A 13,090-nucleotide genomic window follows, 5' to 3' on the forward strand; every position below is an offset into this window, starting at 1 on the left:
GGGGCGGGGCAGGGGGCGCCGCACCGCAGGTCTTCATCGATTCACCCTTCCGCTCGTGACGGGCCCATCAGGTGCGGGTCCAGCGTTGGTTGCTGCCGTTCGAGCAGGAGTAGAGCTGGATCAGGGTGCCGTTGGCGGTGCCGGCCGCGGTGGCGTCGAGGCAGCGGCCGGACTGGACGCCGACGATCGATCCGTCGGAGTTGAGGCGCCATTTCTGGTTGTCGCCGCCCCAGCAGCTGTAGATCTGGACCTTGCTGCCGTTGGCGGTGCCGGCCGCGTCCAGGCATTTGTTGCCATAGACCCTGAGTTCGCCGGCGGCGGTGGGCGCCCACTGCTGATTGGTGCCGCTGTGGCAGTCCCACAGCTGGACCTGGGTGCCGTCGGCGGTGCCCGCGTTCGGCACATCCAGGCAGCGGCCTGAAGCGACGCCCTTGATCTGTCCGGAACCCTCAGGGGGCGTGGTGGTGCCGCCGTTGAGTGCGTTCAGGACGGCGGTGTACGCGGGCTTCTTGCTGCCGTCGCCGTTGAACAGCAGCGGGGTCTGCTCCGCTCGCCAGGAGTCAGTGTCGCGCACACCCCATACGGTGATGCCGAGGCAGCGCGGGACGGCCAGGCAGTCGTTGGTCACGTTGGCGTAGGTCGTGGACGAGGCGCCCTGGATGTCGAGTTCGGTGATGGCCACGTCGACGCCGAGGGCGGCGAAACTCTGCAGGGTGGTCCGGAAGTTGCTGTTGTAGGGGCTGTCGCTGTTGAAGTGCGACTGGAACCCGACGCAGTCGATCGGCACGCCGCGCTGCTTGAAGTCACGGACCATGTTGTACATGGCCTGGGTCTTGGCCCAGGTCCAGTTCTCCACGTTGTAGTCGTTGTAGCAGAGCTTGGCGGCCGGGTCGGCCGCTCGCGCGGCGCGGAAGGCGACCTCGATCCAGTCGTTGCCCGAGCGCTGCAGGTTGGAGTCGCGCCGGGCTCCCGAACTGCCGTCGGCGAAGGCCTCGTTCACGACGTCCCACTGGGCGATCTTGCCCTTGTAGTGGCCCATCACGCCGTTGATGTGGTCGACCATCGCCTGGCGCAGCGAGCTGCCGCTGAGGCTCTGCATCCAGCCGGGCTGCTGGGAGTGCCAGGCCAGGGTGTGACCACGCACCTGCTTGCCGTTCTGCACCGCCCAGTTGTAGACGCGGTCACCGGCGGCGAAGTTGAACTGGCCACGCTGGGGTTCGGTGGCGTCGATCTTCATCTCGTTCTCGGCCGTCACCGAGTTGAACTCGCGGCCCGCGATCGTCGTGTACGCCGAGTCGCCGAGCCTGCCCGAGGCGATGGCGGTGCCGAAGTAGCGCCCGCTCTGCGCCGCCGCGGCGCCGAGCGTGTTCTCGGCGCCGTGTGCGCCTGTCGGCGCGATCAATGTGCCGACCGCGACCAGGACGCCGACGATCAGCGCGGTGAGCAGTCCACCCAGCTTTCGGCGGACGGTGGGTGGGGGGATGGCATACGAGCCCATGACTGTGCCTCCAGGGTAGAGATCACGAAGGGACTGCTGCGGCCGGCCGCGGGGCGCCGGGATGCGCTGGTGCGAACCTTGCGGGAACGCAAAACACGGGGTGGCGCGGTGCTGTGGTGCGTGGAACTGTCGTGCGGCGCAGATGGACCGGAACTCGCTTTGTTCGAGATATCGAACTGTGGTCGGCTCTTCAGACAGGGATGATTGAGGGATTGACGGTGGATCGTCAATGCTTCGCGCAGAACTCGTTTCCGTTCCTCACCCGAAACTTTTCGGACCACCATGCCGAGAGGGCCTCGCGTCGAGCTCGCGACAGCGTCGGTCAAGTCCCTTCGGCGAGGCGCTAATTGTGGACAGATCAGCGGCAGGCCTTGACCGGGAGTCCCTGCATTCCTAGCTTGTGGCGTCGAAAGGATCCGAGAAACTCTCGGAAAACTATCGCGACCGAAGCGACGTTCCCGTTCCGGAGATCCACACGACCAAGACCTCCGGGGCACCTGCAGTGCCCGTCGGCGTGCAGACACTCCGGCGGTAGCGGCCACAACTGGCCGCCGGCCGGGCGACCGAGGCCGGAGACCTCTCACCTCGACCAAAGGCGAGACGCTCCGGCGAGAGCGCCCCATAGGCACCCACTTGTTTGCATCCGCGACCCACCTCTGCCCCCTCTCGGAAAAGGAGGCCGCCCGATGCGGTTCCGCCTTGCGTCCCCAGTCCGCCTGAGACGCCTGCTCGCCGCCCTCGCGCCCTTACTGCTCGTGGCCGGCTTCCTCGGCGCCCAGCCCGCCGCCGCGGCCACCGTCGACCCCAACGCCTCGTACGTGCTGGTCAATCGCGCCAGCGGCAAGGCCCTCGACGTGTACAACCTGGCGACGAACGACGGCGCCCGGATCACCCAGTGGACCAGGAACGACCAGAACCAGCAGCAGTGGCAGTTCGTCGACTCCGGGGGCGGGTACTACCGCATCAAGTCCCGCCACTCCGGCAAGGTGCTCGACGTGGCGGGCGCCTCCACCGCCAACGGCGCGGCGATCCAGCAGTGGACCGACCACAACGGGACCAACCAGCAGTTCCGCCTGGCCGACAGCTCGGACGGCTACGTACGGCTCATCGCGCGCCACAGCAACAAGGCCCTCGAAGTACAAGGCGCTTCCACCGCCGACAACGCCAACATCGTCCAGTACGACGACTGGGGTGGCACCAACCAGCAGTGGCAGTTCGTCAAGGTGGGCGCCACCAACCCCGGCCCGTGCGAACTTCCCTCCACGTACCGCTGGAGCTCGACGGGCGCGCTTGCACAGCCCAAGCCGGGGTGGGTCTCGCTCAAGGACTTCACCGTCGTCCCGTACAACGGGAAGCAACTCGTCTATGCGACGACGCACGACACGGGCACGAGCTGGGGGTCGATGAATTTCAGCCTCTTCACCAACTGGTCGGAGATGGCCTCCGCCGGCCAGAACGCGATGTCGGCGTCCACCGTCGCGCCCACGCTCTTCTACTTCGCGCCGAAGAACATCTGGGTGCTCACCTACCAGTGGGGTGCGACCGCCTTCTCCTACCGGACGTCGAGCGACCCCACCAACCCCAACGGCTGGTCGGCACCGAAGGAGCTCTTCTCCGGAAGTATCAGCGGCTCCGGAACAGGACCCATCGACCAGACCATCATCGGTGACGGCACGAACATGTACCTGTTCTTCGCCGGTGACAACGGCAAGATCTACCGGGCCAGCATGCCGATCGGGAACTTCCCGGGCAGTTTCGGCTCGAGCTACACCACGATCATGAGCGATACGACCAACAACCTGTTCGAAGCCCCGCAGGTCTACAAGCTCCAGGGCCAGAACCGGTACCTCATGATCGTCGAAGCGATCGGCGCGCAGGGCCGCTACTTCCGCTCGTTCACGGCCACCAGCCTGAGCGGATCATGGACACCCCAGGCCGCGACCGAGGGCAACCCCTTCGCCGGCAAGGCCAACAGCGGCGCCACCTGGACCAACGACATCAGCCACGGCGAACTGCTCCGCACCAGCCCGGACCAGACCATGACCGTCGATCCCTGCAATCTGCAGTTGCTCTACCAGGGACGCAGCCCCAGCAGCGGCGGCGACTACGGGCTCCTCCCCTACCGTCCTGGGCTGCTGACACAGCAGCGCTGACGGCCTGACACAGCCCCTGCTCCCATACGGGGCCGGACGTGGAGGGCTCGGCGGAAGCCGAGCCCTCCACACCGTCACGCGGTGGTCGCCCCATGAGCACCTTCGGGCGGGAAGATCCCGGCGACCCCGACGGTTAGTAGAAACGTGAACGACATCGGGGTACGAGAAGCGCGGCAGGTCGAGGTCGTGGTCATCGGCGCCGGGCAGGCCGGGCTGTCCGCCGCGTATCACCTGCGGCGCGTCGGCTATGAGCCCGACCGCGACTTCGTGGTGCTCGACCACGCTCCCCGCCCCGGCGGCGCCTGGCAGTTCCGCTGGCCGACGCTGACGTACGGGCGCGTGCACGGCATGCACGCCCTGCCGGGCATGGAGCTGACCGGCGCCGACGACTCGCGCCCCTCCTCCGAGGTGATCGGCGAGTACTTCACCGCGTACGAGGAGAAATTCGACCTGCGCGTGCACCGCCCCGTGGATGTCACGGCCGTGCGCGAGGGCGAGGACGGGCGGCTGCTCGTCGAGACCTCCGAAGGCACCTACGCCACCCGTGCGCTGATCAACGCGACGGGCACCTGGGACCGGCCGTTCTGGCCGCGCTATCCGGGCCAGGAGACCTTCCGCGGACGGCAGTTGCACACCGCGCAGTACCCCGGGCCGCAGGAGTTCGCCGGACAGCGGGTGGTGGTCGTGGGCGGCGGGGCCTCGGGCACCCAGCACCTCCTGGAGATCGCGCCGTTCGCAGCGTCCACCACCTGGGTCACCCGGCGCGAACCGGTGTTCCGCGAGGGCCCGTTCGGCGAGGAGGAGGGCCGCGCGGCCGTGGCGCTCGTCGAGGACCGGGTGCGCCAGGGGTTGCCGCCGCGCAGTGTCGTCTCGGTGACGGGACTGCCGCTGAACGACGCGATCCGTCAGGGCATCGCGGACGGCGTGCTCGAGAGGCAGCCGATGTTCGACCGGATCACCCCGGACGGCATCGCCTGGGCCGACGGCCGGGAGATCCAGGCCGATGTGATCCTGTGGGCCACCGGTTTCCGCCCGGTCGTCGACCACCTCGCACCGCTGCGGCTGCGCGAGACGGGCGGCGGGATACGGCTCGAAGGAACGCGCGCGGTACGCGATCCCCGTATCCACATGGTCGGTTACGGGCCTTCGGCCAGCACCATCGGCGCCAACCGGGCGGGACGCGCGGCGGTGGCGGAGATCCGCCGGCTACTCGCGCGGCAGCCGGCGCCGGTGTCCCGGCCGGTTGTGGCGACGGTCAACTGACGCTTGCCGAGCCGTTCTTCGCCTGCGTCTGCTGCTCCGCCTGCCGCGCCGCGTTGAACTCCTCGACGTTGCGCTGGTGTTCGGCGTAGTCCGCCGTGAAACGGGTGTCCCCCGGCTTGACGGTGACGAAGTAGAGCCAGTCGCCCTGCGGCGGGTTCAGTGCCGCCGCGAGGGCGTCGTCGCCCGGGTTGGCGATGGGCGTGGGCGGCAGACCGGTGCGGGCGTACGTGTTGTACGGGCTGGAGATCCGGGTGTCGGTCATGGAGGTGTCCACGGTGGAGCGGTTCAGCGCGTAGTTGATGGTCGAGTCCATCTGGAGCGGCATACCGAGGTTCATGCGGTTGTAGACGACCCGGGCCACCCTGCCCATGTCCTGCTTCGTCTCCGCCTCCGCCTGCGCGATGCTCGCGATCGTCACCGCCTGATAGACGGAGACCGCCTGGCCTTCCGCCGCGCCCTTCACCTTCGGCCCGCCGAATCGGCGGTTCGCGGTGTCGACCATGTACGCGAGGAGGGACGCCGGGGTCGCGTCCTCGCCGATCGGATACGTGGCGGGGAACAGATAGCCCTCGGGGTGGCCGGCCGCCTCCCCCGGCAGTTTCAGACCGATGGTGTGCGCGGACTTCTTCGTCGTTCCGGGGGCCGCTTCGAGTGCCTTGTCGATCGCCTCGTACACCTGCGAGGTGCGCCAGCCTTCGGGCACGAGCAGGGTCTTGGCCTGCGGCTGCGTCTCCTGCCGGTCGAGCAGTACGGGAACGCCGGCCGCGGCGCCGGCGAGCAGGGCGCCGGTCATGGCGAGGGCGACCTTGCCTCTGCGGGTGAGGCGGATCCTGCCCTGGGGGGCACTGTCGTTGCGCATGCGGGCACGGTAACCCGCACAAAGCGATAAATCGGACATTCGGCGTGGTCGTGTACCCACTCCGGCTCAGGACCTGATCCACAAGGCAGGCCCTACGCCACGGGCTCCAGCCGCTTCCCGTTCACCGGCTGCTGCGCGGCCGCTCCCGCGTCGGGCTGCAGCGCGTCGCGGCGGACCAGTGCCGCGTACCGCCCGTCCTGCTCCAGGAGCGCGGTATGCGTGCCGCGTTCGGCGACGCGGCCGGCATCGAGGACGACGATCTCGTCGGCGGCACGGACGGTGGAGAGACGGTGGGCGATGGTGATCGTGGTGCGGTTCGCGGACAGGGCGTCGATCGCTTCCTGGACCGCGTGCTCGGTCCGGGTGTCGAGCGCGCTGGTGGCCTCGTCGAGGATCAGGACCGGCGGGTCGCGCAGGATCGTACGGGCGATGGCCAGGCGCTGCTTCTCGCCGCCGGAGAACCGGTGGCCGCGCTCGCCGACCACGGTCTCGTAGCCGTCCGGCAGCGACGCGATGTGGTCGTGGATCTGAGCCGCCTTGGCCGCCTCGTGGAGCTCCTCGTCCGTCGCGTCCGGCTTGGCGAAGCGGAGGTTGTCGGCGACGGAGGCATGGAAGAGGTACGTCTCCTGGGAGACGACGCCGACCGTGTCCGCGAGGGTGTCGAAGTCGAGGTCGCGTACATCCACTCCGTCGATGGTGACGCGGCCGCCGGTCACGTCGTACAGACGCGGTACGAGAGAACTGAGCGTCGACTTGCCGGAGCCGGTCGGGCCGACCACCGCGAGACTGCGGCCCGCGGGGACGGTGACGTCGATGGCGTCGAGGATGGGCGCGCTCTCGTCGTCGTAGCGGAACTCGACGTTCTCGAACCGGACTTCACCCTTGACCTTCTCCAGACGCACCGGGTTCTCGGGCTCCTGGATGTCGATGGGCAGGTCCAGGTACTCGAAGATGCGCTGGAACAGGGCGAGCGAGGTCTGGATCTGGACGCCGGTCGACAGCAGGCTCACGGTGGGGCGGAACAGGCCCTGCTGCAGCGAGACGAAGGCGACGAGGGTGCCGAGCGTGACCGCGGGGCCGCCCATGTGCTGGGCGAGGCCCGCCGCCCAGTAGAGGAGCGCGGGCAGCGCCGCCATGACGATGCCGATGGTCGACATCCGCCAGCGCCCGGCCATGCTGGACCTCACCTCGAGGTCGATCAGGCGCTCGGACTCGTCCGCGAAGGACTTGGTCAGGGAGTCGGAGCGGCCCATGGTGCGGCCGAGCAGGATGCCGCTGACCGAGAGGGACTCGGTGACGGTGGCGGCCATCACGGCCATCTGCTGCTGGCGCTTGGTGGTGATCTTCTTGCGTTCGTTACCGACCTTGCGGCTGATCATCACGAAGACGGGCAGCAGGACCAGCGAGACGAGGGTGAGGCGCCAGTCGAGCGCGAGCATCGCGACGACGGTGGCGATCACGCTCGTGAAGTTCTGTATCAGCGAGGTCGCGGTGGAGGTGACGGTGGCCTGCATGCCGCCGATGTCGTTGGCGATCCGCGACTGCACCTCTCCGGTGCGGGTGCGCGTGAAGAAGGCCAGGGACATCTGCTGGAGACGTCCGTACACCGCGGTGCGCAGGTCGTGCATGACGCGCTGGCCGACCGTGGTGGAGATCAGGGTCTGCAGGACACCGAAGACGCCGCCGACGACGGCGGCGAGGATCATGCCGAGGGCGAGCAGGCTGAGCAGCCCGGTGCGGCCGTCGGGGATCGCGGTGTCGAGGATTTCCTTGAGCAGGAACGGGGTGGCCACGGAGACCAGGGACGAGGCGGCTACAAGCAGGGCGACGACTGCGAGCCGGCCACGGTAGGGACGGAAGAGCCGGGCGATACGGCGCAGCTCACGCGGCTTCTCCGGATCGCGGGGCGGGGCGGACCAGGTGCTTTCGAGGTCGGTGTGGGCGGGCTTCATGTGCCTCCTAAGGCGGGGGTATATACATCACCCGAAGAGCATAGCTCATTGTTACCTATACTCACAATGAGCGGAGTCCTGATACGCTCGCCCCATGACCCAGGGCACCGACCAGGCCACGGACCGCGATGGCCTCCTCGCCGAGCAGCTGCTCCGCCTCACGCGCCGGATGCACCGCGTCAACAAGCGCCTCCTCGAGGAGTCCGGGCTCGGGATCACCCCGGCCCAGTCCCGCCTCCTGCGCGTCCTGTCCCATCACCTCGCGCACCACGACGAGCCGCCGCGGATGGCCGACCTGGCGGCCCGTATGGAGATCGTGCCGCGGGCGATCACCACGCTCGTCGACGGCCTGGAGGCGGGCGGCTGCGTCCGGCGCGCGCCCGATCCGGCGAACCGCCGGGTGATCCGCATCGAGCTGACCGACACCGGCCGCGAGGCGCTGCGGACGCTGCGCGACGCGCGCCGTTCGGCCGCTCAGGACATCCTGGCTCCATTGACCGCCGAGCAGCGCGAGGTGTTCGGCAGTCTTCTCTCCGCCCTGGTGGACGAACCCGGGCGGCACTGACCGACGCCGAGGAGAGCCCGATGCCCTTGCTGGAGCCGAACCCCGACGCGCTGCGCCCGCGCCTTGACCGGGGCGAGCCCTCACCCGACCGGGTGCAGGACGGCCAGGCGAGCGGCACACCCGAACCGCTGCGCAGCGAGCTGATCGACCTGCTCGGGTCGGAAAAGGTGCTGTGGAACATCTCCGATCTCGTGCGTTACGCCTCGGACGCGAGCCCCTACCGGTTCGTGCCGCAGGTCGTGGTGGTCGCCGAGGACATCGACGATGTGTCGGCCGTGCTCTCGTACGCGCACGGCAAGGGCCGGCAGGTGGTCTTCCGTGCGGCCGGCACCTCGCTGAACGGGCAGGCGCAGGGCGAGGACATCCTGGTCGACGTGCGCAAGCACTGGGCCGGGATCGAGGTGCTCGGCGACGGCGAGCGGGCACGGATCCAGCCCGGCACCACCGTCGTACGCGCCAACGCCACGCTCGCGCGGCACGGACGGGTTCTCGGTCCGGACCCGGCGAGCGCCATCGCGTGCACGCTCGGCGGTGTCGTCGCCAACAACGCGTCCGGGATGACGGCCGGGACCACGCGCAACTCGTATCGCACCCTTGCCTCGCTGACCTTCGTGCTGCCGTCCGGGACGGTCGTGGACACCGGGGAGCCGGACGCCGACGAGCAGCTGGCGCATGCCGAACCGGCGCTGTGCGAGGGCCTGTTGGCCATCAAGCGGGAGATCGAGGCGGATCCGGCGCTCGTACGGCGCATTCGCGCCAAGTACGAGATCAAGAACACCAACGGCTACCGGCTCGACGCCTTCCTCGACGGTGCGACGCCGGTGGAGATCATGCGCGGCCTGATGGTCGGCTCGGAGGGCACCTTCGGGTTCATCTCCGAGGTCGTCTTCGACACGCTGCCGCTGGACCGGCGGGTGTCCGCGGCGCTGCTGTTCTTCCCGACGCTCAGGGACGCGGCCGCCGCGGTGGAGCGGTTCAACGAGGCGGGCGCGCTCGCCGTGGAGCTGATGGACGGCAATACGCTGCGGGCCTCGGTGAGCGTGCAGGGCGTGCCGCAGGACTGGGCGCAGTTGCCGAAGGAGACCACGGCGCTCCTGGTCGAGTTCCGGGCGCCGGACGAGGAGCGGCAGGCCGCGTACGAGAAGGCCGCGGCGCAGGTGATGACAGAGCTCGAACTGGTCGCGCCGGTCGCCTCGGTGACCAATGAGTTCACCCGGGACGCGGGGACCATCGCCGGCTACTGGAAGGCGCGCAAGGCCTTCGTCACGGCGGTCGGCGGCTCGCGTCCGTCCGGCACGACGCTGATCACCGAGGACTTCGCGGTACCGCCGGGCCAACTCGCCGACGCCTGCACCGCGTTGCTCGAGCTCCAGACGCGCCATGGCTTCGACGCGGCGGTCGCGGGACACGCGGCGCACGGCAATCTGCACTTCCTGCTCGCGTTCGACGCGGCGAAGCCTTCGGACGTGGAGCGGTACGCGGCGTTCATGGACGAGTTCTGCAAGCTGACCGTCGAGCGCTTCGACGGCTCGCTCAAGGCGGAGCACGCCACGGGCCGCAACATCGCACCGTTCCTGGAGCTGGAGTGGGGCGAGAAGGCCACCGAGCTGATGTGGCGGATCAAGCAGGTCATCGACCCGGACGGGGTACTCGCTCCGCGCATCGTGCTGGACCGCGACCCCAAGTCCCATCTGCGCGGCTTGAAGACGATCCCCAAGGTCGAACTGATCGCGGACCCGTGCATCGAGTGCGGCTTCTGCGAACCGACCTGCCCCAGCCACGACTTGACCACCACACCGCGCCAACGGATCGTGCTGCGCCGGGAGATGATGCGCCAGTCCCCCGGCTCGCCCGTCGAGGACGGCCTCGTCGAGGCGTACGGCTACGACGCCGTGGACACCTGCGCCGGGGACTCGACCTGCAAGCTTGCCTGCCCCGTCGGGATCGACACCGGCATGATGATGAAGTCGTTCCGGCACGCACGGCACACACCGCGCGAGGAGAGGATCGCGGCCCTCGCCGCCAAGAACTTCAAGGCCGTCGAGATCTCGGCGCGGCTCGCGGTGGGCGCCGCGGACAAGATCAGCGACAAGCTGCTCACCGCGGTGACCCGCGTCGCGCGCAAGGCGGTACGCCCCGACCTCGTGCCCGAGTGGCTGCCGGAAGTCCCGGGCGCCGCCGCCCGCAAGCTGCCGGGCACCTCCCGTACGGGCGCGAGCGCCGTCTACTACCCGGCCTGTGTGAACCGGATCTTCGGCGGCCCCGAGGACCGCAAGGGGCCCTCGCTCGCCCAGTCCGTCGTCGCCGTCTCGGCCCGGGCCGGCAAGCCCGTGTGGATCCCCTCGGATGTGGCCGGAACCTGCTGTGCGACCATCTGGCACTCCAAGGGGTACGACGACGGCAACGCCGTGATGGCCAATCGCATCGTCGAGGCGGCCTGGGGCTGGACGGCGGGCGGAAGGCTGCCGCTGGTCGTCGACGCGTCCTCGTGCACGCTGGGCATCGCGCACGAGGTGGTGCCGTATCTCACCGACGCCAACCGGCAGTTGCATGCGGAGCTGACCATCGTCGACTCGCTCGTATGGGCCGCCGATGAACTGCTCCCCCACCTCACCGTGCACCGCAAGGTCGACTCCGCGGTGGTCCATCCCACCTGCTCCATGCGGCACTTGGGCGACGACGCCCAGCTGAAGACCGTCGCCGAGGCCTGTGCGCACGAGGTCGTCGTCCCCGACGACGCGGGCTGCTGCGCCTTCGCCGGTGACCGCGGCATGCTGCACAAGGAGCTCACCGAGTCGGCCACCGCCCGCGAGGCGGCCATGGTCACCTCGCGCCACTTCGACGCGCATCTGTCGGCCAACCGCATGTGCGAGGTCGGCATGGATCACGCCACGGGTCGCTCGTACTACTCGGTACTGATGGAGCTGGAGCGGGCGACGCGGCCAACTGCCTGACCCCGCACGGCACTTACGCCGCCCCGGTCCGCATCAGCGGGCCGGGGCGGCTGCGTTTTCCGGGCCGGGGCGGCCGCATTTCCGGGCACTGCGCGCAGCCCGGTGTTCACTACTGCTCGGTCACCCCTCCTATCCTGCGCGTTCCGTCGCGATCTCCCTTCTGCACCGGCGAATTGATCGGAGCACCAGAACGGACACTTTGTCCCGCTCAGGGATGAACCGGCTCACCCATGGCCGCGATGAGTCCAAGCCGGTGGGCCGGAAGTCCAACTCCCTGTCCACTTCGGCCTCTTGCGTCACGGAGTTCCCACGACGAGGGTGGCTGGCGCCGTTGCACCATCCATCCCCGCCTTATCGACGGAGGTCCGATGCACGACGAGAACGCCACCCCCACCCCTGACGAGTCCCCCGCTGCCGACGGGGGCCTGTCCCGCCGTTCCGCGCTGCGCGCCGCGGGTATCGCAGGCGCCGCGGGTATCGGTCTGGGCGCGGTGGGCACGGGCGCCGCGCAGGCCGACACCACGGCGGGCGCACCGGCCGGCAGAGCCGAAGCGCGGTCTGGCGCCACCATGGTCAACGTTCCGTTCCAGGCACGCAGCACGGTCCGGGTCGGCATCATCGGGCTCGGCAACCGCGGCGGCAGCATGATCGATCTCTTCCTGGCGATACCCGGGGTGCAGGTCGTGGCGATCTGCGACCCCGTCAAGGAGAAGATCGAGCGGTGCGCGAAGAAGGTGACGGACGCGGGACAGCCCGCCCCCGGCACCTACGCCAAGGGCGACCACGACTTCGAGAACCTCTGCAAGCGCGCCGACCTGGACTTCGTCTACGTGGCGACGCCCTGGGACTGGCACTTCGAGATGGCGAAGACCGCCATGCTCAACGGCAAGCACGTCGGCGTGGAATGTCCGATCGCCATGGAGCTCGGGCAGCTGTGGGAGCTGGTGAACCTCTCCGAGCGCACCCGCCGCCACTGCATGCAGCTGGAGAACTGCTGCTACGGCAAGAACGAGATGCGCGTCCTGCGCATGGCGCACGCCGGTCTCTTCGGCGATCTGCTGCACGGCGCCGGCGCGTACAACCACGATCTGCGCGGCCTGATGTTCGACCCGGACTACTACGAAGGCCCGTGGCGCCGTCTGTGGCACACGCGCCTGCGCGGCGACCTGTACCCGAACCACGGCTTCGGACCGGTCTCCAACTACATGGACATCAACCGCGGCGACCGCGTCACGCATATCTCCAGCTTCGGCACCCCGGCGCTCGGCCTCGCCGAGTACCGCAAGGCCAACATGCCGCCGGGCGACCCGAGTTGGAAGGAGACCTACATCGAGTCGGACCGCACCATCAGCCTGGTGCAGACGGCCAAGGGCCGGGTCATCCGGCTCGAGCACGATGTGTCCACGCCGCACCCGTACAGCAGGATCAACAGCCTCGGCGGCACGAAGGGCGTCTTCGAGGACTACCCGTCCCGGATCTACCTCGAGCCGGACCACAGCGACGACGTCTGGCACAACTTCGGCGACTACGCCGAGTGGGACCACTGGCTGTGGAAGGAGCACTCCAACCCGCCCGGCGGCCACGGCGGCATGGACTACATCATGATCTTCCGGCTGATGCAGACCATGCAGCTGGGCCTCGTCCCGGACTTCGACGTGTACGACGCGGCCACCTGGACCGCGCCCGTACCGCTGAGCCATCTGTCGATCAAGGCCAAGGGCGAACCGCAGGAAATCCCGGACTTCACGCGCGGCGAGTGGCGCAAGAAGCGCTCGGGGGTGGACTCGGCGAAGCCGTCGGCGTAACCGGATTGCCTTGTGGTGCCGCCCGGTTGACGCGGGCGGCA

At 69.0% G+C, this 13,090-nt stretch carries 8 protein-coding genes; 5 read left to right on the top strand and 3 right to left on the bottom strand.

Annotated elements, in window-relative coordinates:
• Positions 1–67: 67 nt before the first annotated feature.
• Entirely contained in the window at positions 68–1,498 is a 1,431-nt protein-coding gene (locus G6045_RS11785) for an endo-1,4-beta-xylanase (RefSeq protein ID WP_165331837.1), read from the bottom strand.
• Positions 1,499–2,184: 686 nt separating this feature from the next.
• Between G6045_RS11785 and G6045_RS11790 the strand changes: the two genes are divergently transcribed.
• Together G6045_RS11790 and G6045_RS11795 are read left to right on the top strand one after the other, a co-directional pair.
• Complete coding sequence (locus G6045_RS11790) at positions 2,185–3,651, top strand: non-reducing end alpha-L-arabinofuranosidase family hydrolase (protein ID WP_165331838.1); 1,467 nt, start codon at positions 2,185–2,187, stop codon at positions 3,649–3,651.
• A gap of 144 nt (positions 3,652–3,795) precedes the next feature.
• Positions 3,796–4,914, top strand: a complete 1,119-nt coding sequence (locus tag G6045_RS11795) for an NAD(P)-binding domain-containing protein (protein WP_165331839.1) — start codon at positions 3,796–3,798, stop codon at positions 4,912–4,914.
• Here the strand turns inward: G6045_RS11795 and mltG are convergent.
• Complete coding sequence (gene mltG, locus G6045_RS11800) at positions 4,907–5,773, bottom strand: endolytic transglycosylase MltG (RefSeq protein WP_165331840.1); 867 nt, start codon at positions 5,771–5,773, stop codon at positions 4,907–4,909. The genes G6045_RS11795 and mltG overlap by 8 nt on opposite strands.
• Before the next feature lie 92 nt (positions 5,774–5,865).
• Positions 5,866–7,725 carry an ABC transporter ATP-binding protein gene (locus G6045_RS11805; protein WP_165331841.1) on the bottom strand — a complete coding sequence of 620 codons (1,860 nt, stop codon included), beginning with the start codon at positions 7,723–7,725 and terminating at the stop codon, positions 5,866–5,868.
• Between the two features lie 94 nt (positions 7,726–7,819).
• On the opposite strand from G6045_RS11805, the gene G6045_RS11810 reads away from it, so the two are divergent.
• From G6045_RS11810 to G6045_RS11820, 3 genes are all read left to right on the top strand, one after another.
• Positions 7,820–8,290, top strand: a complete 471-nt coding sequence (locus tag G6045_RS11810) for a MarR family winged helix-turn-helix transcriptional regulator (protein ID WP_165331842.1) — start codon at positions 7,820–7,822, stop codon at positions 8,288–8,290.
• A 20-nt stretch (positions 8,291–8,310) separates the two neighbouring features.
• Positions 8,311–11,244 (top strand): FAD-binding and (Fe-S)-binding domain-containing protein, encoded by a 2,934-nt coding sequence (locus G6045_RS11815; RefSeq protein WP_165331843.1) that lies wholly within the window; start codon positions 8,311–8,313, stop codon positions 11,242–11,244.
• 368 nt (positions 11,245–11,612) lie between these two features.
• Positions 11,613–13,049: a Gfo/Idh/MocA family protein gene (locus tag G6045_RS11820; protein ID WP_165331844.1), complete on the top strand. Its 1,437-nt coding sequence runs from the start codon at positions 11,613–11,615 to the stop codon at positions 13,047–13,049.
• The last annotated feature ends 41 nt before the right edge of the window (positions 13,050–13,090 follow it).

Origin of the sequence: Streptomyces mesophilus (assembly GCF_011044995.1) — a bacterium.
Taxonomy (GTDB): domain Bacteria; phylum Actinomycetota; class Actinomycetes; order Streptomycetales; family Streptomycetaceae; genus Streptomyces; species Streptomyces mesophilus.

Coding starts and splice junctions, on each gene's coding strand:
- G6045_RS11785 (WP_165331837.1), bottom strand. CDS start 1,498: ATGGGCTCGTATGCCATCCCCCCACCCACCGTCCGCCGAAAGCTGGGT.
- G6045_RS11820 (WP_165331844.1), top strand. CDS start 11,613: ATGCACGACGAGAACGCCACCCCCACCCCTGACGAGTCCCCCGCTGCC.
- mltG (WP_165331840.1), bottom strand. CDS start 5,773: ATGCGCAACGACAGTGCCCCCCAGGGCAGGATCCGCCTCACCCGCAGA.
- G6045_RS11805 (WP_165331841.1), bottom strand. CDS start 7,725: ATGAAGCCCGCCCACACCGACCTCGAAAGCACCTGGTCCGCCCCGCCC.
- G6045_RS11815 (WP_165331843.1), top strand. CDS start 8,311: ATGCCCTTGCTGGAGCCGAACCCCGACGCGCTGCGCCCGCGCCTTGAC.
- G6045_RS11810 (WP_165331842.1), top strand. CDS start 7,820: ATGACCCAGGGCACCGACCAGGCCACGGACCGCGATGGCCTCCTCGCC.
- G6045_RS11790 (WP_165331838.1), top strand. CDS start 2,185: ATGCGGTTCCGCCTTGCGTCCCCAGTCCGCCTGAGACGCCTGCTCGCC.